At 36.6% G+C, this 21525-nt stretch carries 20 protein-coding genes and 1 CRISPR repeat array (1 of these 21 running past the window's edge); of the genes, 10 read left to right on the top strand and 10 right to left on the bottom strand.

Annotation, left to right across the window (positions count from 1 at the left end; translation table 11 throughout):
• Nucleotides 1–38 precede the first annotated feature (38 nt).
• A complete protein-coding gene (locus tag STA7437_RS02170) occupies nt 39–1016 on the top strand; it encodes a glutathione S-transferase family protein (protein WP_015191728.1) in 978 nt (325 codons plus the stop codon).
• 346 nt (nt 1017–1362) lie between these two features.
• Here STA7437_RS02170 and STA7437_RS02175 read toward each other — a convergent pair whose 3' ends face one another.
• The gene (locus STA7437_RS02175; protein WP_015191729.1) at nt 1363–2508 is read right to left on the bottom strand and encodes an acyl-CoA dehydrogenase family protein; all 1146 of its coding nucleotides are present in this window, start codon (nt 2506–2508) and stop codon (nt 1363–1365) included.
• 116 nt (nt 2509–2624) lie between these two features.
• On the opposite strand from STA7437_RS02175, the gene STA7437_RS02180 reads away from it, so the two are divergent.
• A complete protein-coding gene (locus STA7437_RS02180) occupies nt 2625–3350 on the top strand; it encodes a winged helix-turn-helix transcriptional regulator (protein ID WP_015191730.1) in 726 nt (241 codons plus the stop codon).
• A gap of 95 nt (nt 3351–3445) precedes the next feature.
• On the opposite strand, the gene STA7437_RS02185 is transcribed toward STA7437_RS02180, so the two are convergent.
• Nucleotides 3446–4396 carry a hypothetical protein gene (locus STA7437_RS02185; RefSeq protein WP_015191731.1) on the bottom strand — a complete coding sequence of 317 codons (951 nt, stop codon included), beginning with the start codon at nt 4394–4396 and terminating at the stop codon, nt 3446–3448.
• A 215-nt stretch (nt 4397–4611) separates the two neighbouring features.
• Between STA7437_RS02185 and STA7437_RS02190 the strand changes: the two genes are divergently transcribed.
• From STA7437_RS02190 to STA7437_RS02210, 5 genes are all read left to right on the top strand, one after another.
• The gene (locus STA7437_RS02190; protein WP_015191732.1) at nt 4612–5040 is read left to right on the top strand and encodes an NUDIX domain-containing protein; all 429 of its coding nucleotides are present in this window, start codon (nt 4612–4614) and stop codon (nt 5038–5040) included.
• Nucleotides 5041–5049: 9 nt separating this feature from the next.
• Nucleotides 5050–5439 (top strand): RidA family protein, encoded by a 390-nt coding sequence (locus STA7437_RS02195; RefSeq protein WP_015191733.1) that lies wholly within the window; start codon nt 5050–5052, stop codon nt 5437–5439.
• A 204-nt stretch (nt 5440–5643) separates the two neighbouring features.
• Nucleotides 5644–5940: a Mo-dependent nitrogenase C-terminal domain-containing protein gene (locus STA7437_RS02200; RefSeq protein ID WP_015191734.1), complete on the top strand. Its 297-nt coding sequence runs from the start codon at nt 5644–5646 to the stop codon at nt 5938–5940.
• Nucleotides 5941–6191: 251 nt separating this feature from the next.
• Nucleotides 6192–7547 (top strand): cytochrome P450, encoded by a 1356-nt coding sequence (locus STA7437_RS02205; RefSeq protein WP_015191735.1) that lies wholly within the window; start codon nt 6192–6194, stop codon nt 7545–7547.
• 221 nt (nt 7548–7768) lie between these two features.
• On the top strand, nt 7769–8230 hold the full coding sequence (locus STA7437_RS02210) for a hypothetical protein (protein ID WP_015191736.1): 462 nt from the start codon (nt 7769–7771) through the stop codon (nt 8228–8230).
• A 54-nt stretch (nt 8231–8284) separates the two neighbouring features.
• On the opposite strand, the gene STA7437_RS02215 is transcribed toward STA7437_RS02210, so the two are convergent.
• A complete protein-coding gene (locus STA7437_RS02215; protein ID WP_015191737.1) occupies nt 8285–9538 on the bottom strand; it encodes a helix-turn-helix transcriptional regulator in 1254 nt (417 codons plus the stop codon).
• 219 nt (nt 9539–9757) lie between these two features.
• Here STA7437_RS02215 and csx18 point away from each other — a divergent pair, with 219 nt between their 5' ends.
• Both csx18 and cas1 read left to right on the top strand, forming a co-directional pair.
• Nucleotides 9758–10039, top strand: a complete 282-nt coding sequence (gene csx18 / locus STA7437_RS02220; RefSeq protein ID WP_015191738.1) for a CRISPR-associated protein Csx18 — start codon at nt 9758–9760, stop codon at nt 10037–10039.
• A 107-nt stretch (nt 10040–10146) separates the two neighbouring features.
• On the top strand, nt 10147–11139 hold the full coding sequence (gene cas1, locus STA7437_RS02225; protein WP_015191739.1) for a CRISPR-associated endonuclease Cas1: 993 nt from the start codon (nt 10147–10149) through the stop codon (nt 11137–11139).
• A 37-nt stretch (nt 11140–11176) separates the two neighbouring features.
• Here the strand turns inward: cas1 and STA7437_RS24605 are convergent, their stop codons facing one another.
• The 7 genes from STA7437_RS24605 to STA7437_RS26780 form a co-directional block, all read right to left on the bottom strand.
• A complete protein-coding gene (locus STA7437_RS24605) occupies nt 11177–12664 on the bottom strand; it encodes a hypothetical protein (RefSeq protein WP_015191740.1) in 1488 nt (495 codons plus the stop codon).
• Between the two features lie 8 nt (nt 12665–12672).
• A complete protein-coding gene (locus STA7437_RS02240; protein WP_015191741.1) occupies nt 12673–14637 on the bottom strand; it encodes an RAMP superfamily CRISPR-associated protein in 1965 nt (654 codons plus the stop codon).
• A 74-nt stretch (nt 14638–14711) separates the two neighbouring features.
• Nucleotides 14712–15143, bottom strand: a complete 432-nt coding sequence (locus tag STA7437_RS02245; RefSeq protein WP_015191742.1) for a hypothetical protein — start codon at nt 15141–15143, stop codon at nt 14712–14714.
• Nucleotides 15144–15191: 48 nt separating this feature from the next.
• Nucleotides 15192–15989 carry a type III-B CRISPR module RAMP protein Cmr4 gene (gene cmr4 / locus STA7437_RS02250; RefSeq protein WP_015191743.1) on the bottom strand — a complete coding sequence of 266 codons (798 nt, stop codon included), beginning with the start codon at nt 15987–15989 and terminating at the stop codon, nt 15192–15194.
• 10 nt (nt 15990–15999) lie between these two features.
• Nucleotides 16000–17172: a type III-B CRISPR module-associated Cmr3 family protein gene (locus STA7437_RS02255; protein WP_015191744.1), complete on the bottom strand. Its 1173-nt coding sequence runs from the start codon at nt 17170–17172 to the stop codon at nt 16000–16002.
• A gap of 133 nt (nt 17173–17305) precedes the next feature.
• Nucleotides 17306–19648, bottom strand: coding sequence for a type III-B CRISPR-associated protein Cas10/Cmr2 (cas10, locus tag STA7437_RS02260; RefSeq protein ID WP_245562068.1), 2343 nt, complete (start codon nt 19646–19648; stop codon nt 17306–17308).
• 289 nt (nt 19649–19937) lie between these two features.
• The gene (locus tag STA7437_RS26780) at nt 19938–20375 is read right to left on the bottom strand and encodes a hypothetical protein (RefSeq protein ID WP_216087081.1); all 438 of its coding nucleotides are present in this window, start codon (nt 20373–20375) and stop codon (nt 19938–19940) included.
• A gap of 226 nt (nt 20376–20601) precedes the next feature.
• Here STA7437_RS26780 and cas2 point away from each other — a divergent pair, with 226 nt between their 5' ends.
• Nucleotides 20602–20883, top strand: coding sequence for a CRISPR-associated endonuclease Cas2 (gene cas2 / locus STA7437_RS02265; protein ID WP_041619691.1), 282 nt, complete (start codon nt 20602–20604; stop codon nt 20881–20883).
• A 189-nt stretch (nt 20884–21072) separates the two neighbouring features.
• Nucleotides 21073–21525: a CRISPR direct-repeat array (repeat unit 36 nt; unit sequence CTCTATCTTTTGTAGAGAAACTAATTGAATGGAAAC); it runs 115 nt beyond the window's last position.

The raw sequence follows: 21525 nt of genomic DNA on the forward strand, positions 1-21525 counted from the left end.
AAAATTACTATTTAAATATTCAGCAGAGGATAATCAAAATGGCAACAGGAATAATGATCGATGGCAAATGGCAAAAACAAAGCTATCAAAGCGATCGCAGTGGCAATTTTCAACGCAACCCAACTACTTTTCGCGATCGCATAACTGCTGATGGTTCGAGTGGTTTTAAAGCAGAAGCTAATCGTTATCATTTATATGTTTCCTATGCTTGTCCTTGGGCGCACCGCACTTTAATTGTCAGAAAATTAAAAGGTTTAGAAGATGTTATTTCTCTTTCCGTAGTTCATCCTTTTATGGGCGATGAAGGTTGGACTTTTGCAGATTTTTCGGGTACTATTCCCGATCCAATTCATCATGCTAAATATTTACGAGAAATTTATGCCCATGCTGATTCAAATTATACAGGAAGAGTTACTGTTCCTATATTATGGGACAAACAAACCAACAGAATTGTTAATAATGAATCTCGGGAAATTATCGAGATGTTTGATCAAGAATTGACTGCTTTAGCTACAAAAAAAATTACTTTATATCCAGAACAATTAAAAGATCAAATTAATCAAACAATTGATGAGATTTATAATCCAATTAATAATGGAGTATATCGCGCAGGATTTGCTACTTCTCAAGAAGCTTACAACGAAGCAGTGATCGAACTGTTTGAAAATTTAGATCATTGGAATCATATTTTAGGTGAACAAAGATTCTTATGTGGTAATAGTTTTACCGCAGCAGATATTTGTATGTTTACTACTTTATTACGCTTCGATTTAGTTTATTACGTTCACTTTAAATGTAATCTTCGTCATATTTGGGAATATGAAAATTTATGGAATTATCTCAAAGAAATTTATCAACATTCTGGAATTAAAGAAACTTGTAAATTAGATCATATCAAGCGTCATTATTATCAAAGTCATCCTCATATTAATCCTAGTGGTATTGTTCCTTTAGGTCCAATTATTGATTTTGATACGCCTCACAATCGTAATAAATTTAATTCCAAAGCAAATTAAGTAATGCGATCGCATACATTGGGACAATAATAAAAGGAGAAATAATTGCTTTCAAAGGAGTCAAAAAATATATTTGTTGCTTACAAGAGAATTTGAGAAAAGATCAAAGACACAGCAATTTTTTGAAGGCGTAATTCTGGAGTATCCCCAGAATGTTGACCGCTCGAATTAGATAGGTTTATACGGAAGTTTGTGGGTTGAAAATTTTCAAATATGTCATCATTGGATTGGAAAATTAATGGTACTGACTCCCGACAAACTACCTTTTTACCAACAGAGTATGATAGCGACAAAGCTTATTCTCTCATCCTCAAGAGTGTGTTGTCACCCCCTAGACTTAACGTTCCTAGAACGTGTTAGGTGACACCCCCAGTGCCAACTTACCAGCAAGTTGGCGTTGAGCTTCTTCCCGTAATGGATGATATCTAACACCTTGAGCATCTCGAAACAGTTTTTCTAGACCAAAAGAACGTTGAAAAGCTCTTCCACCAGCAATTTCCATTGCCAAATCCATCGTATTTAATACACTTTTAGCAACTATGGTACGTCCGATCATCACTTGATTGCTAGTTTCTAAACCTAACTGATTAGACTCAGAAAGAACAATCATCTGTTGCAGTGCTAACTTAGCTGTAGCTAATTCATTTTCTAAACCACCAACTAGATAACAAATATGGGAATCATTTTGTCGCTGAGTCGCTTCTTGAACAACTAACTTTCTCGCAGCCTCGGCGATACCAACGTATACGGAGTAAATAATCGGGAAAGCGATCGCCGTAATTAAATGAAAAGCGGGATGCCATTTGCCAGCAGGACGGCGTAAAGCGATCTTCTGTTCTGGCACAAAAACATTAGAGAGTCTCACATTGTGAGAACCAGTTCCCCTCATGCCCATAGCTTGCCATACAGGTTCGACCGATACTCCTGGTGTATTCATTGGTAATGCAAAATGTAGTACTGTTTTTCCTGCTGTAGGGTCTTCATAGACAGCACTGGTAATTAACAAATCCCCTGTGGGAACACCACTAACAAAACTTTTGCAGGCATTAATAATAAAACCACCTTCAGTGAGTGTTGCTGTTCCTGAACCATTAAGCCAGTCTCCACCGCCAGTACTGAGTAACATAATTTGCTCAGTAGCAATGCGACGAAGTAAACCTTCAACATCCGCATTTTGATGCTGCCACTTCCAGACATTGACCATTACTTGATGAGTATGCATCGATAGTGCTAATGCTGTGGAACTGCAATGACGACCTAAAATACGCAATATATCGCAAATTTCTCTGTAGCTTGCACCCCCACCACCAAATTCAACTGGTACTCCTGCTCTTGTTAGCCCAGATTCTTGAAGAAGAGCAAAATTCTTGGTGACAAAACAATCGGAATCATCGGCTAAAAGTTCTTCTTTGGCACATTGTTGTCCTATAGATTCTGCTAAGGTACGCCAATCAACAGTTTGAGACTGAGGATAATCTTTAAGTTCTAGCATAATTATTTGTTGCACTCCATGTGAAATCTTGTGTTGTTTTTATTCTGCGACAGGAAAAATTGTCATACTAGATCACAATCTGAACCTGAGAAGAGAAAGTTAAAAACAGAAGCAAAATGAGTAAGAGTTACGGTCAATATTGTCCAGTTGCCAGGGCAGCAGAAGCCATGTGCGAACGCTGGACACCACTAATTTTGCGTGAAATGATGTCTGGTAGTTGCCATTTCAATGAAATTAGTCGTGGAGTTCCTTTAATGTCACGCGCTCTGTTGATTAAACGCTTGAAGGAAATGGAAAATGCAGGTCTTATTACCCGTCAAGAAAAGAAAATAGGACAAGGCTCACTTTATCTCTTGACAGAAGCGGGGGAAGCTTTACGCCCCATCATTGAAGCAATGGGTGTATGGGCGCAGCATTGGACGAGCGATCGCCTTTTCGCAGAACAACTCGATCCTGCATTGTTTATGTGGTCGCTACGACGAGGTTTTAATTTAGATGCGATGCCTGAAGAAAAAATTGTCTTCCAATTTGACTTGAGAAACATCCCCAAACAGAGCATCCAACAACGTAGTTATTGGGTAGTAGTAGAACAAAGAAGGGTTGATGTCTGTATGCAAGATCCAGGTTTTGAAGTTGATATTTTAATTACAGCAGAGCTTAGTGCGCTCGTTCATGTGGTAATGGGCTACGATCCTCTCGATTTGGCATTAAAATCCCAAAAAATCAATTTTGAAGGAGAGCGAAAGTTAGTTTCTCAAATTCCGACTTGGTTATATCTTAATCAGGAACGAAGATATCTATCGGGAATTGCTCCTAAAACATTGGGTGAAATGTTTGGCTAAATAAACCTAATATTTCTTAGCTTAAAGCGGACATTTCGCAAGTAGGTCAGTAGATTCAATAATATTAAAGTAGAGCAAGGTAGGCATTGCCCAACTTACATTTTATTCATAAATTTTATTTCAAATATATAATCAGTATCGTAAGTACGAACATACAATTTATTGCCTTTACGAATAATATAATCTGGAGCAGTTTTTAAATTAATTTGCTGTAAAACCTTACCGTTATTTTTATCAATTAAATAAAGAAAATCTGGTTCAGCAGTAAAACCATAACCACAGATAATTACTTCATTAATAATTTCAAAATTACCTGCATTACATACTAAGGGTTGACTACGCCATATAATTTGATTATTGTCTGTATTAATTGCGGTGAGATAACCATTCATGCCTAAAGAAGATTGAGCATAAGTATTATGCCTATGAGATACATACAAAATATTATCTTCCTGATTAACCCAAGTTAAACTTTGATTAACAAAATCTAGGTCGCTTTCTACATAATCTGGTGATAATGAATAATTACTGAAATCATAACCAGCAGTAAATTGATGAGAATCTGAATCATAACTAAATAAATAGCGACCATCACCATAATCATTACCATAAATTAAGAAATCGCGGTCGCGGTAATGAATCGCTTTAACTAAAATATTATCTCCAAAAGATCTAGGAAGATAATCAGGAAGATCGCCTAATTGATTAAGATTAAAATTGGGAACTTGATAAGTTGGTAAGGATAAGTTATTACGCTCAAACCAAGCTTCAGTATCAGTAATTTGATTTGGTGTAGTAGAGATTAATTGAAGTTCGATGGAACTTGAGCGATTAGGATTATTTTTAGGTGCATCTTGACGAAAAGGAGGTACTCCTAATTCAATTAAATTAAATTCATTAATATTGTTCGTGTCGTTTTGAATATTGTCGGCTCTTACTAAAGATAAATTAAACATAGATGATAATTTTGTTGTAGTAATACTTAAGATTAAACCGAGCAAACCAGCTAAAAATAATTGATTGACTTTTAATAATTTTTTATTCATTACTAAATAACAAATGACAAATTGTCCCAATTTTTAAAACCATAATCTTAGAACCAATGACGGTTCATTCTTACCAAGATAAAAATACTTTTTCAGTAATTATCAATCTAATCTTGAGACTGATTTTACTAACCAAAAGTTGCTTGATTGCGAATTGTAAATAGACAATTAATGATATGATTTAAAGCCGAGATAAATAAACTACTTTAGTAAATGTGACTCATCGTAATCCTGCACCTACAGTAGATATCATTATTGAACTAAGCGACCGCTTAGAGCGACCAATTATTCTGATCGAACGAAAAAATACTCCTTTTGGTTGGGCAATTCCAGGAGGTTTTATCGATTATGGCGAGTCAGCCGAAACCGCAGCTATTAGGGAAGCCAAAGAAGAAGTAAGCTTAGATGTAGAATTAGTAGAACAATTTCAAGTCTACTCCGAGCCAAACCGCGATCCTCGTCAACATACTCTAGCAATTGTCTTTATTGCTAAGGCAACTGGACAACCTCAAGCAGCCGACGATGCCAAAAATATCGGTATCTTTCACTCTGGGGAAATTCCAACCTCTCTCTGTTTCGATCACGATCGCATTATGAAAGATTATTGGCGTTATCGTCATTATGGCATTCGTCCCCACTATTAAAATTGAAATATGAGTAAAAAAATTATCCGCACCCAAAACGCACCTGCACCTGTAGGGCCATATAATCAAGCGATCGCAACTTCTGGACAAATGATTTTTGTAGCTGGACAAATTGCCCTCGATCCCCACACAGGGGAAATTGTCGGCAGTGGAGATGTTGCCAAACAAACTCAGCAAGTCATGAATAATATTGAAGCGATTTTAAAAGAAGCTGGTGCTAATTGGGAAAATGTAGTCAAAACTTCAGTATTTTTAACCGATCTAGGTACTTTTGGTACTGTCAATCAAGTTTACGCCCAATATTTCGATGAAGCAACCGCTCCCGCCCGTGCTTGTGTTGAAGTATCTCGTTTACCCAAAGATGTTTTAGTAGAAATTGAATGTATTGCCGTAATATAGCGGTTCTCAGGTTAAGGAGATACAGTCAAAACCCCGATCTCAGCTTTAATGAGGTAAGAAACAGATTGCTTTAAAAATCTTTTGATAAATTTAACCAATAAAAGATAAAAGAAACTTATATTGCATTTAGGTTGTCATCTATTGAGCTTATGTCTAAACTGAATATAGTTCAACTAGATAAGATTTCAATAACTAAACATCGATATGTCAAGCTTAACCGAAAAAAACAACTATCAATTGCCCAATCCACTCCGATTCATTCAAAAACAGTTTGATAACTTAGAAATTAAGTCAGAACAAGTAGCACGTCAAATTGTCAGGTTAATTCCTGCTCAATGTCCTTTTGCTCGTGAAGTTCGTTTGTTTGGTAGAGTTATGTTTCGCATTCCTCCACTTTGTAAACTAAATCCTCTTTACGAACAGTTGATGACTTTGAGATTTCGCGCACTTTGTTTTCTTGCCGAGCAATGTGGTGAAGATATTACAATCTACTGTACGTAAATAAAAAGCTAATTTGCCGTTGATTATGCTTTGAAAGGACTTAACCAAACAACTTTTCTGTTTTAATGTCAGTAATTGTAGCGAATATTCATTTTCAATTAATTTACTTCAATTAAAGTTGGTTATGTTCGTTAAGTTTTCCTCACTACATCTTCAAAAGTAGTAATAGTGAATCAACACTAACAATTAACGAGCGCAATCATTAAAAATATTTGTCACAATAAAAAAATTGTTCGCTCAAACTGACTACTATGAGACAACCACCTGGCCCTCCAAATTCTCGCTGGTTGAGAAAGTTACGTCTGTTTAAGTTTATTTTTCAGCCTTTAGAATACTTTAACGAAAACTATCAGCGTTATGGCGATATTTATCAACTTGGCAGACAAAACTCTCCTCCTTTTGTGGTTCTCAGTAATCCTCAAGCGATTAAAGAAGTTTTTACTACTCCATCCGAACAGTTTGAAATTGGTAAAAATAATACCGATTTAAAATTTCTAGTCGGCGAAAACTCTTTAATTATTCAAGATGGGGAATTTCATCAACGTCAAAGAAAGTTGTTAATGCCTGTTTTTCATGGAGAATGTTTGCAAAGTTATGGCGAACAAATAATTGAAATTACTAAACAGGTAACCAATCAATGGCAAACAGGAAAATTGATCCGAGTCCGCACCTATATGCAAGAAATTACTCTGCGAGTGATTTTACAAATTGTCTTTGGACTCAACTCTCAACAATCGCGTTACGAACAACTGCGACAACTTCTTTGTGCTTGGTTAGAGATCATCAGTTCTCCTTTAAGTTCTAGTTTAATTTTCTTTGAATTTCTCCGCCAAGATTGGGGTGCATCGAGTCCTTGGGGTCGTTTTGTTCGTTTAAGAAAACAAATCAAAGAGTTACTGTACGAGGAAATTAAAGCGCGTCGAGAACAACAACCAATAGGCAATGATATTTTAAGTTTACTTTTAGCCACAACCGATGAATCTGGCAAACCCATGACTGATGAAGAAATTCATGATGAGTTAATCACCATGTTGATGGCAGGTCATGAAACTACTGCTTCTGCGTTAGTTTGGGCATTATATTGGGTTCATTATCTTCCTCAAGTTAAAGAAAAAATACTTCATGAATTAAATGAATTGGGTGAGGAAAGAACTTGGCATCAAATCGTTCAATTACCTTATCTCAACGCTACAATTGCCGAAACCTTAAGAATTTATCCGATTACGACTGGTACATTTACTCGTAGATCGAAAGCACCTTTACAAGTTTTAGATTATCAGTTTCCCGCAGGAACTGCTTTTGGTATTTCTATTTATTTAACTCATTGGCGAGAAGATCTTTATCCTCAACCCGAACTATTTCGACCAGAACGTTTTTTAGAAAGACAGTATTCGCCTTATGAATATCTGCCTTTTGGTGGTGGAAATCGCCGTTGTTTGGGTTCAGCTTTGGCACAAATGGAAATAAAACTAGTGATTGCAAGCATCTTATCCGATTGGCAACTAGCACTAACTAATCATCTTCTTCTCAAACCAGTGCGACGAGGATTAACTATTGCTGCCCCTAATAATTTTAAGATCAAAGTATGCGATCGCTTTAATAATTAGTAATTTTGTTCTGTAGAGTCAAGCGCAGTAACATTAATTATTTCAATCTAGAGTAAACTACTCAAACTAATTATTTAAATCGCCTATTGATTTTATCCTCTTTTGTTGTATTATTGTATTGTTGCGTTATTCATAACGTAAGCCAAGACATATTAAGGATTTTTGTCCTCCTATGAACCAGTCCCCAAGGGCTGAGTGTGTCTATTTGTAGGAGGAAATGAATGTCTCTACTCGGTTTACGTTTTCGTCATTGCGCTTCTCGCCTTCAAGTTCTCGATTACCATCATCCAGATTTAGCTTTTGAAAAAGTTTCTGCTTTAGTCACTACCCACCTACCCAACCAATGGTTTGATGCAATCGCTCGCGGACAAGACCCAGACGATCCCTACACTGTTTGGGAACTACTTCATCTAGATGCAGTAATTAATCTAGAAAACTGGCAGGGCAAGTTCACTCGCGTGGGAGTATCTCTAGTCGCAGAAGAAAACCAAGCTTATCGCATTCTTAAGCAAGCTCGACAACCCGCTTTTAATCGGGTGCGCCATTGCCTTAAAATTTATCGCTATTGGGTATTTTGTGTCGAGCCGAAGTACTTTCCCAGTGATGGGGAATGGGTAGATATTCTCTACAGCGAGATTGATCGACCAAATAGGGAAAGCGGTTGCCAGTCGATCATTTTGTAAATAGGATACTAGGATACGATGTCCTCTTACCAAGAGTGAGAGGATATCGCTCACCTATTGATATTGCCGAACTAAATTCAAAGCAGACTGATGATGTTTGGCTACTAATTGGGGAGGAGATAAAACTACGGCTTTGTCTGAGTAACGATTAACCCAAAAACTAAATTCCTCTAAAGAACGAGGTGGTAATTTAATTAAATAATCGAGATAGGTTGGTTTACCTGTCGTAAAATCTAATTTTCCTTTTCTAATTTTCTGTTGGGGATGGCGTAATTCTCCTTCTTCAATAAAATTACTAACGGGAGGAAAAAAACGAACTTTAATCTCGATAAATTCTAATTTACCCTGCAATTCTAATTGTTGTTGTTGTCCATCACCTAAATTTAATCCCCAACCATTATTTAATAATTGATGGGCATTTTGTAGGCTTTGTTTTTGTGCTGCTATTCCCCTACCACCAGGAGTTAAAATTTCTAAATGATTTTTAAATCGATTAACTCTGCCGATTGCTAACGTGCGATCTCGCCCTTGGCGAGGCGCGTAGCGATCGCTTGCATTTTCATAGAGTAAATACCAAGCAATATCATAGTAAATTAACTGTAAGGGAAAAACAGACATCAGACCGATTTTATTATTGCCATAAAGATCGACACTGCGAGAAATTTCAATCGCTTGTCCTTGAATAATTGCCTGTTCTAATAAATTAATTTGATGAAATAAAGTATGGCGATATTCTCCTTTACTCATCATCTCTTCTGGATCTGTATGATTAATTGCTCGATTGAGATGTTGTCTGACGGGATAAAAAAAGTCTTGCTCTCCTTCAAATTCAAATCCTCGTAATCTAAGTTTGAGAGTATAATAAATTTGCCTTAATTGAGGATCGCCTTGATAAATTGCTTGGGATTCTAGTGCATTAAAAGCAGCTTTTAATTGATATTTATCCATCACTCCCGTACCTAGATAGTAACCCCAACGGTACATTCTTTGCTCTAAAATCTGATAATCTCTGAGGAGTTCTAAATCTTTTCTAATTGTTGGGATGGCAGGATAATTTTCGGGTAAATTAATTCCTATTTCTTGAGCTAAATTTCTCAAAGCAGTTTGAACCAATTGTAAGGCGTTATGATGATTTCGGTGAGGGGCTGACACTTGAGGTTTCTTCAAGTCCTTGTACGTCCCGTCGAGTTGAAGTTCTTCATCGCGACAACCAATCCCGGGATATTTAAGTAAGGTAGCAATTAAAAGTAATAATCTCTCTAAAGCTTGAGGATTGAGATAGCGATTTATTTTGGTTTTTTGAGACATTAAATTCAATTATTTTTAGCAAAGAACTACTCGATCTAATTAAGATTGTCAAATTAAAACTGATATTAGTTTTGAAGATTAATAAATTCAGTAAGGCCCGATCTGATTATACTTTGATGATTTAATTTTCTGTTCAGTAAATATTGGTATTTCGATGATTTAAATAAAAAAACTAATTAAATTTAGATAAATATAAGAAAATTATTTTTTTGATTACTGATGTATTTATCAACTCGCGCAGCTATTGTCAGAAATTTTGCCACAGCCATAGTTAATGGAGCAATTACTTTAATTTTACTCCTCATTGCACCTTTGGGTTTAGCAGCAGTTATTAGTAATACTTTTTTAGTGACTGTAGCAAGTTTTTTTGTTAGTACTTTGAGTGATTCAATGGTATCTTGGTTGTCTGCTTCGCCGAGACATAACAGCTTTTCTCCATCTTCTCAAGACATTAACATTACTTACCAAGGAAAAATCAAAAACACAAAAAATAAAGAGTAAAAAAGAAATTATCAATGATAAGTGCTAAATAATGAGTTTTTTAATTCCGCGTTCATCGTTCCTAATTCATCATTATTTTCTTCATTACTATTTATATTTATTTTTAAATGAAAACTCTCTATATTTCTCAGCAAGGTTGTTACCTTTCCCTCAAAAAAGAAACCTTAATTGTCGAACGTCAACGACAAATTTTAACTGAGGTACAAATTCCTCTAGTCGAACAAATCTTGATCTTTGGTAAATCTCAAATTACTACTCAAGCAATTCGGGCTTGTATTTGGCAAAATATTCCCATCGTTTATCTTTCGAGAATGGGTTATTGTTACGGTCGTCTTTTACCTTTAGAAAAAGGATATCGTCAGCTAACTCGCTATCAACAGCAACTATCTCATGGTGAAAGATTAGCAGTGGCTAGAGAAATTGTCATCAGCAAACTAAAAAATAGTCGTGTTTTGTTACAGCGACAGCAGCGTAAAAGAGATTTAATTAGATTATCGCAGGCGATCGCGAGTTTGGATTACCTAGTTACTAAAGCTAAGAACGCAAATAATACAGAACAACTACTAGGCTATGAAGGTGCGGGGGCTGCTAGTTATTTCTCTGCCTTGGGCGAGGTAATTACTAATCGAGATTTTGTCTTTGTCGCCCGTTGTCGTCGCCCACCAGGGAATCCCGTTAATGCCCTTTTTAGTTTTGGCTATCAGGTACTTTGGAATCATTTACTGGCTTTAATCGAACTCCAGGGATTAGACCCCTATCAAGCTTGTTTGCATCAAGGTACGGAACGTCATGCAGCTTTAGCTTCCGATTTAATTGAAGAGTTTCGCGCCCCAATAGTCGATTCTTTGGTTCTTTATCTGGTCAATCGGAGGGTGATGAATGTAGAAGAAGATTTTACTTATCATCAAGGCGGTTGTTATCTTAATGATTCTGGACGCAAGAAATATTTAAAAGCTTTTGTACAACGGATGGAAGAGAAGTTGCAAACTGATGCTGAAGAAAAACAACCCAGATGGGATTTGTTAACCCAACAAGTCAAGTTGTTTAAACAGTTTGTCTATCAACCTACTCAGCTTTATCGTCCTTATTTGATTCGATAATCAATTAGAAATTTAGCAAAAAATTAACTGAGAATGTTTAAAATCTATTATTTTGCGGTTCGTAAGAAATTATCGCTTGTTCTAAAAGTTTATGAATCTGTGACATTAAACTTGCTTCAGTTAGGGAAGAAAAATGTTGTTGGGATATAAAATTGAGAAAGCTTAAAACTCGTTCTTCCCATTCTCGTTGAGTGTTTGTTTTCCAAGCTTGAAAAACTTCTTCTTTTTCCAATTTAAGTAAGCGATGAAAAATTAAATTACGCCACTCTCTAGTATGCCTAAAAAAGTATTGCCAATCAGGATTTGTGTTAATTTTTGGAAACTTGGCTGTGAGGATATTATCTAATTTTGTGCCATAAAGATAAATTTCATTTCTTGGTTCAAAAATCCACTGAAAATTTCTTAATTCAGGAAATTGAGAATCTTGACAGACAGTTCTTGTTAAAGCAGGAGATACAATACCAGATTGTTGCCTGATATAAGTAATATGAGGACGATATTGCTCAATCACCCATTCCGTAATCAGTCCTTCTACAGCTCGAAAACTATGAAAGAAAGCTTCAATGGTATTTCCCTGTTTAAAGCGAATAACGCCGAGATAAGCTGATTCATAGGCTTTTTGCCACCACGATTGAAGTCTTGACTGCTCCAGTGTATCGATTCCTTGAGCAAATCCCTGAAAATCTGCCCTATTCCAACCAATAGCAGCATCAAGCAAATCTCGAATCTTCAAGATTTTGTCATCTTGAGAGTTACGCCAGTAAGGCAGCAAAATTCGCCAAACTCCAGCATAATCGCATCTGTTTAAAAGAGCTAAAGATTCTTTTTGTTTGCGCTCCCATAAATAATTAGTTCCTTGAAATGGTTGAGTATATTGAGAAGGTTCGCCTCGCCTGTTTAGCTTCGTATCTTGAATAAAATCATAAAAGTAGGTATCTTCTCCAAATCTACTTAGAGCAGTCACTCGTGAAGCTTCTGCGGATTGACCGATTCCTCCTTTGAGGCAAAGAATTACTTTAGTTTCTTCTGGGAGCGTTCTGCCAATCTCCCTCCAGGTATTTTTCCACCAACGGAACATCTGTTCAAAGTCCGCCGGATTTTCACCGTTGATACCTTGTTCAATAATCTCAATAGAAACTGGATGATGTTGTTCAATCCACAATTTAATTATTCGAGCAGCATAAAGAGTATCCTTACTCCTAAATTCAGCAGCAATATTATCAGGTTGGTTAGTGGCTACGAGATAAATTTTTCCTAAATTTTGATGCTTATCTGCTAACAATTTACCCAAAATAATAGGCTGTAAACAATCTTTATAGTCTTCCCAAGATTCAACAAAATATTCTGTCAGTAAGCGAAAGTCACATTTCTCCAGCTTTAATTCTTTCTGAACTAAAGCCTGTTCGCTGATAGTATCGCCATCGGGAGAGCGATCGTTGCCAAGATTGTGCCATTCGCCGTTCGAGACGCGAAAAGCGAGATCCCGAGTACCGATAGTAGCCACAAGAATAGATTTAGGAGGCATAAGTTGAACTATTGAAAGGGAAAAATTTGCGCGTAATTTTCTTTTGAAGGATGAGTGCGTAATTCGTCTAAATACCTTTTTCTCGGGTCTTGAGTAGCCCCAAACACCGTGACGACTTGGTAATCACCTAAATCAGCAATCCAGACGGGGGAAGGTTTAACACCACTTGCTACCTTTCCGCATAGATTGCCATCGTAATTGTTGTTGTATTTTAAATTTGGAGAATGAAGTCTTGCCAAAGCATAAGGTTTATTAAAATCTTCGTCACCAGAACAGACTACAATACGACAGTTATTATCGATCGCTTCCTGCCATTGTTGACGGCTAACCGAACCAACTGTTTTAGGAGAACGATAATTGATATCGATCTGAGTTATTTGACCCAATGCCTCGTAGAATTTTTTTAGTTTATTCTGAAATAACTGTTGAAATTCTCTAACAGTTTCTGGTTCATACCAAAAAGATTTAGGGTTTTTTAAATCTGCATCAACAGAAAAAGTAGAACCACGAAACCAAGGTGCATATTCTCGATTTTGCCGAGAATAACAGGGTCTTCTCGCACCTTGTCCGATACCGCCAAGGTTAAACATCATCCAGGTTAGATTTTTTAACAGCGATGAAATTGCTTGAGTTTTATCTTGAGGTGTGGCTATAGAATGGGATAAAGTCAGAATACCTTGTTGTTTGCCACGTCGCTCGTTATCTTTTTTTGGTTCTGGTTGAATTAATTTGCCATTAATAATATTTATTCTTACCCAACCTAACTGCTGTTTGGGATTAATCGCACCAAAAATTTTACCTTCCCAATTTACCACTTGTTCGGCAGGAAAAACTCCTAGAGCAAAAGCCCGAAACCAATAGCGCAGCATTGATTTAAAAGCAGTTGGACGCACTTCGGGAATAGCAATAGTAGCAGATTTTAGTTTGCCATTTTTGTCTGTTTTGAAACTACCATCTTTATTTGTTTGAAATGGTTGTTTGACATTATTAAATTCTTGATTACCGTGAATTAATTGTCCTTCCAAAGCAAACTTAACGTGAAAGAATTCATAACTAGATTTAGTTTTATCTCCTATAACTAACCGTCCATAACCAGTATTAATTTGCGACCCAATACCAGCTTGTAAACCTGAAATTAACCAATGTTTTACTTTGTTTAAAATTTCCTTATCCTGACAATTACTAGATAAACGTAAACCAATCAAGAAATCAGACTTTTGCAGAGATAAAAAGACATTGGGGTTAGACCCGTATTGAGGTTGTTTGTTTTCATCCCATTTCCAAATATTATTTGCCATATCCATACTCAAACCACCAGTTTTACTGGGTAAAGGATAGGCATCGAGAAAAACTATTTTACCCGCACAATCTTCTGCTTTATTTGTTTCAATAGAACCAAAGTAAGGGGCTACTTGTTGTTCTGCTGCCGACCATTTAATGTTTTCGGTGGCAACTATTTCTCTAATTGCCTGAGTTCTAGCTACACCGCGAAGGGTACTGGCTGGAATATAAGGCATTCCCAAAGCATCAAAAGCGGGTAATAAAATACTTTCGGGTCCGCGATGTCCGCCAACACGAATACGCCAGGGGCATTTGACTATAAAGGTATTTTCTTTCCCTGCAATTAATTCGGTACGTTGATTTAATTGCTTCAGGCGATCGCAATAATTGGCATTTTCTTGTGCTATTTGTAATATCTGTATCTTAGTCGCGTCTTTATATTCTCTTTCTGGTTCGCGCATCCAACGCAAGTATTCGACAAAACTAGCTGTAGAGTTTGGTTGGGGTTCATTATCGGAGTTTAGCCAAGGTGAAGGAGGTTCGTTATTTCCTTCATTATTATTTCTTCTATTTCCATGACCGCCGTTATTTCCTCCACCATTATCATTGAAAGATTGTGGTTTGTTACTAACTTGCGATTTAGGTACTGGTTTATTTGGTCTTTGAGGACGTTGAAGAGGTTGAGGAGACATTTTGGATCGTAAATAATAAATGATGAGTAATCGTAGGGGCGATTCGCGAATCGCCCTTACAAGATAGATTTGTTTTAAGCATCGCCTTTGACATCGCTATAAATGGCGTTTGCCCAAAAACTAAATTCTTGTGCCAGGTTTAATCCCAGTCCAGTCAAACCCAGATAATCATCGGCTTTAAGTTGCTTGAGGGAATCTAAACCTTTATTACTAGCTAAATCTTTAACTGAAGAAAGAAGTTGCAGACATTCAAAGTATTTTTTGACCACATCTTCTCTACCTTTTTTGGTCATATCTTGTTTTTCTGTCGGCTTATCATTCTGGTTTAAAATTTGTTCCTCTGCTTTTAATCGCATCATGCCCCAAGTAGCAAGATAAGTGTAAAGTTCGACTGCTTGGCTTTTTTGTGCTTTAAGACGAGAATTATCGTTACTATTATGGTTACGCAACTCTTGTAAAGCTTCGTATACGGGAGTGCTGAGAGTTCGGGGGTCGAAGGTTTGCATAGACTTTAAATAAATGATGAATGATAAGCGATCGATTATGAATATCAATTAGTTTGCTGAAGCTAGCCACTGTTGAACAAAGCCTCTTCCTAAGCTTTCTTGTCCGCCAATTTGTAAGATTTCTTGTTTGGCTAGTAACTGAGTGAATTCTTGATGTATTTGAGATGCTGTACCATTAGCAGCCGAGGTAGTTCCCCAGGTAAAATACATTAAAGTGTCAGGAGGAATGGCTTCTTCGTAGCGAAAACCACCATCAACAGTTTTGTTTTCGTCGAGTTTAATTTTGACCTGTCGCCACAGACTCATTTGAATTAAGGTGGCACAATGTTTGTCGGGAAGTACTATCGCTCTTTCAATCGTGTTAGATTGAGAAGTCTGGGGAATAAAATCTTGCCAGTTTTGCCATTGCTTTAATTCGTCTGCTTTGAGAATGGCATCTTTGAGATAAACAGCCGAGTTTCCATTGAGAAAGTTACAACTATATTCAACTGGAATCCGATCCAATTTACCTGTAAACCTAGCCCACCGTTTTAATAACATCGGGCAACTAACCCAAACTACTCCATGACTCAAGGAAGGTACGGGAAGCCAAAGTAAAGCACCATCGCCAATCCAAATATTTCCCTGTTCTAATTGGCTAGTATTTTCTAAATCCGTACCAAAGAGTTTAAATTTTTGGTCTTTGTCTTCTACACTAGCTCTTAATCTGCCACGAATGCTGCTAGAAGGAATATAAGGAAAATTGGTATGAGATTCACGGGCAATTCCTAACAAATTACCTTCTTGAGTAGTTCCGCCTGTATGTAGGGGAGAAAGTAAATAAAGATATGTGTAATTAATGGTCATAATGGTTGTTTTAGTTATTTAAATAAGAAATCCATAATAATTCGGAATAACCTAGCGATCGCCAGCGTTTAACTTTATTTGGTGCTTCATCTGTATCTTGAAACAGAATATCTGGTCGATTTAGGTAATAAACACTACCAGCCGGGGCAGCAAATACTTGAGGTGCAGGAATACTTTTTAAGGATGAAGGATGAGTGCTGAATGATGAATTTTTTGATTCCGCATTCATAATTCCTAATTCATCATTATTCTTGTCCTCATCTCTAACTCTTCCACTAATCGGTAAAGGTTGGGCGGTTGCTACACTAACTAAGTTGCCTTCTTTTTGATTGGAATTAACTGTATGGGCTAGTTTCCACTCCCAAGGATAGGGTTGGCAAACTGCTTTTTGGTCTTTATGGATGCGTTCAAACACTCCAGGAGTAATTAAATAAGCTAAAGATTTACCTCCTGCTTCATAGTTGCGTTGGGATTGCTGTTGTAATTTTTCCCATTGTTCGCTTAATTCGGGACATTCTTCGACTAATACCCGATGCCCTTCTCCTCCCAGTCTCATAGAGGTAGGGGTATTAGGTATTTTTTTATCTATACCAATAGCTAAACTCCAACCTGAATGCAGACGAATGGCATTTTCGACAAAGTAACCATCGGCATCTTTTACCTGACGAGTACCCGAATCCAAACAGTTATGAGAACGAGTTTCTACTGACCACGGTTGAGGCTTTTCTCTCTCTTGACATAACCAATCTTCGGATTTTAATTCTTTGTTATCTAATAGTTTAGTAATTACAGAATAAGGTAAATAGTTTCGTGGTTTTCGTGCAATGTTATTTTCTTTTTCCTCCTCTTCATCTGGAGCTTTTTTTAACAAAGGGGCAGGAGAAAAACGATTCCAAATCATTTGTCGATAGGGTGAGTCTTTATCCAACCAAGTTAAGGGATGGAGCAAATTTTTACCAACATAATTAAGGGGGCGAGGCAAATAAAGTTTCTGTTGATAACAAAGAAAAACACCTTTTAGAGTTATTTTTTGGTCATTATTTAATAATCCTCTAATTGCTCCTGCGATCGCGTGTCCGTTAGGAGGAAAGACACTTCCAGCCCAGGCTCTTTCTCCTGGAGTAAAAGGTTTAGCATCGCGGAATAATAATATGTCTAACGGCGTGAGAGTGTACCAGAGCATAAAGTAATAAGTAATAGGTAATAAGATTTTTTTGATATTTTCAGAGATGGTTTGCCAAATTTTTAATCTTGAAATATTTTTAGTTTTCAATTACTGACATTTTGCTTATTCAATAATTGATTTTTACTAGTGCCTATTTCCTGTTCCCTACTTTTCTATTTCTCAAAGTAAATGCTGCTAATTTGAGCCAATTTTTTATTTCTAAATCTCGGTGTTTATCGCTCGGATTATAAGTAAATAACTTACTTAGTAAATCGCTTAGCTTTATAGCAAAAAGATCGCGAGAATCTAAATTATTTTTAAATATATTTCTTCGTTCACAAAATGCTTTCGTCCATTGTTCAATTGCTTGCTGGGGTGAGGGATGTTGTGACCAAATTTCAGCAGCTTGTTCAAAAATTGCCCAGTCTAATTCTTGATGTTTTTGAGCAAATTCTACTAACTCACGCCAACAGTTAAAAACATTAAATTTAGCGGTAGCTTTTAAAATATTACCGTTGCCATAAATAGCTCGAACTTGAACCGCATCTTTTTGTGTTTTTTTATCATTAGGAATATAGTAATGTTCTTTTGCTTCTTCTTCAGCCTCCCAAAGATTTTCTAAAGCAATAGCTAGAGGTACGGAATGATGGGCGATAACAATACCAAAACTAATAGTTGCTTCCGATCCTAAAGTAAATAAAGGACGATTTAGTAATGATGAAGGATGAGTGCTGAATGATGAATTGTTTTTTAATTCCGCGTTCATTATTCCTAATTCATCATTTTTATATTGCCAATAATCTCCTTGACTAACAAACTCATTACCTGGGTCTTCTTGTCCTTTAAAACATTGACGAATATCCCACAGCCAACTATCCCATTCCCAAAGATTTGTATAGGCTAAAATATCATCGCCACCGCAATAAATCAGTCTGCCAGCATAGCGAGATTGAGTAAGATAGGGTACTAATTGATTGGCGAAATCGAGTAAGGAACGACTCAAGGCACTGTGGGTAGCCGGTCCCATTCTTTTGTCAACTTTGAGAAATTCTTTGACTGGTTGTTTTATTTCATCGGGAAAGTTATTAATTTTGTCTTGTAATTCTTGGGGAATATATTCTCGATATTCTTTTAATTTTGTTCCTTTTAACCACTCACTCATACTATCGCCATCACCAGCAGCAATTACGTACCAGTCGGTAGGGTTTTTACCAGGAGGAAAATGTTTAGTAATGGTATCTCTGAGTTTAGTCAGTTCTGCTTTTTTCTCATTAGTATCCTGAGAAGGAAAGTCTTCTATTAACCAACCAGAATTGATTAAGCGAGGGTTAGGTAAATTACGATGATATCGATTAATCCAGGGAATACCCCAAGCATTTTTGTTTTTATCTTCAGTTATTTTTTTTACCCAATCAAAGCGATCGCAAATTTCTTGACAAGCAGTTTGATAATATTTAATTACTTCTTCATCTCCAGTAATTTCTGCCTGTTTTAACCAACCAGCAACCCCAGAACTGAGGTCGGGATAGGTGAGGGATAAATCGGAAATACCTAAGATTTCTGGAAGTATTCTGTGTAAAACTCGCTTAACAACTTCAGTAGCGTTTAATTCTTCAATGCCATCGAATAAACCAAGGTTTTTTTCATGTTTCCAAAAGTTTTTAGTTTCTCCTTCGGTTGCCCAGTCAGATTGATGGTTATGCACAACCGAACCAATTCCAGAAATAGTAGAACGAGTACCAAAAGCAGTTGGCATTGACCAAGTACGGGCATTTTTGACTGCGGTTAGATTATACCGAAGGCGATCAAATATATTACCCCACCAAGAACCGACATTAAGATTGGGTTGCCTGGAGTAAGATTTAGAATCAGTTTCTGTTTTTTCTAATAAATTGAATACGGCTTTAAGAAATTCTGCCTCGTTAGTTTCAAATAAAGCTAATCGCTCTTTTAAATTGGTAAAATCATTTTGTTTATCGCACCACTGCTGATATTCGTCCTGTTGGCGTGGCGATTGAGTTAATTCTGTCTCTAAATTACCTATGGGTAAAGCTGTCCAATAGGTTTGCCATTGAGATTCTAGCCAACCTTCCCAAGTATGGGGGTTAATTTCTTTCCAGGTTGGATTCATATTTTGTAGAAACTTTAATGATTTAGTTCCTAATTTTTCCCACTCTTTTTCTAAAACCTGTTTGGCATATTGAGTCGCTGCATATATAGGATTATCTTTAATTTCATCTCCTTGTTTACCATTGTCTGGGAGAATCATGACAATGACATTGGGAAAACCAGCAGTTAATAACTGTTGTGCTGTAGGTTTTTCAAGCCACTGACTAAATTCGGGATATTCTTCTAATAACCAATGATCGATTAAAGGTTGTTGATACAAACAAGGATATAAAAGTGTATCTGCGCCGTATTTTTTAGCCAATTCCCAAGAAACTTTGGCTGATAAATAATGCAGCAACCACGAACCAGCCCAAAAATCTCGCATCTTTCGGCTAGCTTTGACTAATTCTTGTACGGGAGAAAAAGTAAATACTATTAAATGAGGACGAGAACGAATAAAAGTTTGGTTTTTACGAGGATATTCTTCTTTGTGGCGATAATATCCTGCTAATCCGCCAGCCAGAGCCGAAGTAATACTGGTATGACTCCACAGGGAAGCATCGGGAAAACGGGTTTCGGCAGGAAGTAAGTATACTTCTAAAGCTTCTTTAGATAATAAGTCGGGATAACAACGCCACAGCCACCAATGTACTTGACGCGGATCTTGACAATCCTTAAATTAGGTTTAAAACTTCTAGTTCTTTCTGCTCTAAAAATTCTTTACGTCTACTTTGTTGTAATCTTTGATGCCATTGAGGTATTTGTATTTGTTGGGCTTTACCAGATAGTAAATGGTGAATTTGTAATCCGTTGTTTTGATAGCTAATGGCACTGTATTTAGGATCGAGTCTTCCTATAGTACTTCTATCACTTGCTGAAGCAATCAAATCGCATAGCCCAATATGTTTTAACCACGTGCTGTTAAGAGATTCGGCTTTGATCGGATTTAAAGATTCATATTCGCATTTAAGTTTTGGGGATTTCCATCCTGCCATACATTGTAGAATGTACCATTGTCCTTCTCTACCTAAATCTTGTGTATGAGATAAAGCTTTCAAACCTGGGTCGTGAAGTAAACCCCAGATTTTAGCTTGCCAGTAAAGTTCTGTCATGAACTTATGTTGCTCTGCATCAAATTGCTTTTCAACTCTAACTGAGTCATTTTAAATAGTCGAGCAAGTAATAATACTGAAGTAAATATCTTTGGATAGCTTGAACTTTAATCTAGACAAAGGTTTTAGCTAATTTATCCAGACGATTAACAATATCTTCTTTGACTTGTTTTTATTTAAAAAACTTAATATCCTAGATTTAATTCTTCATCCCTTCAAAAAAACCTTGTTACTTTATGTAATTGTTTATGATATTCCTTGTGATAAAAGAAGAAAAAAAGTTGCTGATTTGCTAGAAGGATACGGTACACGAGTGCAATATAGTGTTTTTGAATGTGTTTTGCGAAAAGAACAATATCATCAACTTTGTTCTCGTCTTAAAAAAAGGATCGAGTTGCAAGAAGATAGTATTAGAATTTATCCTCTAACGCGCCATACTCTTGATAAAGTTGAAACCTGGGGAGTAGGAACACCAGTTACTTCGCCTCCTGGTTCGATTATTGTGTAATTAAATTGATTGCGAACGATAACAAAAATGTCTGAAACCTTTATTCTTTGGTAATGAGCCTCGAACTATTACTATGACTAGCTTGTAGCTTTTTCTTTTGTTCTTTTTTACTGTTTCGGACTCTTTGAAAGTCTATCATTCGCAAACATACTCTGGACATCAGACTGTATCTGGGTTTTAATGAAGGGACTCTATCTTTTGTAGAGAAACTAATTGAATGGAAACCTTGGTGACAAAATAATTAACGTTTCTGCCCATTTCAGCCATTCTCTATCTTTTGTAGAGAAACTAATTGAATGGAAACCGGAGTAAAACCCCAGCTTCCCATTGCCATTCAAGTTCTCTATCTTTTGTAGAGAAACTAATTGAATGGAAACAACGGTTAAGTTTCCAATTACGCCAGGATCGCTATAACCTCTATCTTTTGTAGAGAAACTAATTGAATGGAAACAAAGAGCCGAGAACGACATCAGGACGGGAGGGACTTACCTCTATCTTTTGTAGAGAAACTAATTGAATGGAAACCAAGCAACACATTCTTGTGTTTTTTTCCAAGGGTATTCTTCGCCAACTCTATCTTTTGTAGAGAAACTAATTGAATGGAAACCTAAAATTTTTCTGAGGTCTTTCGATAAGTCTGAC

Source organism: Stanieria cyanosphaera PCC 7437 (genome assembly GCF_000317575.1).
Classification (GTDB): Bacteria; Cyanobacteriota; Cyanobacteriia; order Cyanobacteriales; family Xenococcaceae; genus Stanieria; species Stanieria cyanosphaera.

What these genes read in the sequence shown, in the direction of transcription:
- STA7437_RS02245 (WP_015191742.1), bottom strand. Translation starts at nt 15,143, where the DNA reads ATGCAAACCTTCGACCCCCGAACTCTCAGCACTCCCGTATACGAAGCT.
- STA7437_RS02240 (WP_015191741.1), bottom strand. Translation starts at nt 14,637, where the DNA reads ATGTCTCCTCAACCTCTTCAACGTCCTCAAAGACCAAATAAACCAGTA.
- STA7437_RS24605 (WP_015191740.1), bottom strand. Translation starts at nt 12,664, where the DNA reads ATGCCTCCTAAATCTATTCTTGTGGCTACTATCGGTACTCGGGATCTC.
- cas10 (WP_245562068.1), bottom strand. Translation starts at nt 19,648, where the DNA reads ATGCGAGATTTTTGGGCTGGTTCGTGGTTGCTGCATTATTTATCAGCC.
- STA7437_RS02170 (WP_015191728.1), top strand. Translation starts at nt 39, where the DNA reads ATGGCAACAGGAATAATGATCGATGGCAAATGGCAAAAACAAAGCTAT.
- STA7437_RS02195 (WP_015191733.1), top strand. Translation starts at nt 5,050, where the DNA reads ATGAGTAAAAAAATTATCCGCACCCAAAACGCACCTGCACCTGTAGGG.
- STA7437_RS02200 (WP_015191734.1), top strand. Translation starts at nt 5,644, where the DNA reads ATGTCAAGCTTAACCGAAAAAAACAACTATCAATTGCCCAATCCACTC.
- STA7437_RS02215 (WP_015191737.1), bottom strand. Translation starts at nt 9,538, where the DNA reads ATGTCTCAAAAAACCAAAATAAATCGCTATCTCAATCCTCAAGCTTTA.
- STA7437_RS26780 (WP_216087081.1), bottom strand. Translation starts at nt 20,375, where the DNA reads ATGACAGAACTTTACTGGCAAGCTAAAATCTGGGGTTTACTTCACGAC.
- csx18 (WP_015191738.1), top strand. Translation starts at nt 9,758, where the DNA reads ATGTATTTATCAACTCGCGCAGCTATTGTCAGAAATTTTGCCACAGCC.
- STA7437_RS02255 (WP_015191744.1), bottom strand. Translation starts at nt 17,172, where the DNA reads ATGCTCTGGTACACTCTCACGCCGTTAGACATATTATTATTCCGCGAT.
- STA7437_RS02205 (WP_015191735.1), top strand. Translation starts at nt 6,192, where the DNA reads ATGAGACAACCACCTGGCCCTCCAAATTCTCGCTGGTTGAGAAAGTTA.
- cmr4 (WP_015191743.1), bottom strand. Translation starts at nt 15,989, where the DNA reads ATGACCATTAATTACACATATCTTTATTTACTTTCTCCCCTACATACA.
- STA7437_RS02185 (WP_015191731.1), bottom strand. Translation starts at nt 4,396, where the DNA reads ATGAATAAAAAATTATTAAAAGTCAATCAATTATTTTTAGCTGGTTTG.
- STA7437_RS02175 (WP_015191729.1), bottom strand. Translation starts at nt 2,508, where the DNA reads ATGCTAGAACTTAAAGATTATCCTCAGTCTCAAACTGTTGATTGGCGT.
- STA7437_RS02210 (WP_015191736.1), top strand. Translation starts at nt 7,769, where the DNA reads ATGTCTCTACTCGGTTTACGTTTTCGTCATTGCGCTTCTCGCCTTCAA.
- STA7437_RS02180 (WP_015191730.1), top strand. Translation starts at nt 2,625, where the DNA reads ATGAGTAAGAGTTACGGTCAATATTGTCCAGTTGCCAGGGCAGCAGAA.
- cas1 (WP_015191739.1), top strand. Translation starts at nt 10,147, where the DNA reads ATGAAAACTCTCTATATTTCTCAGCAAGGTTGTTACCTTTCCCTCAAA.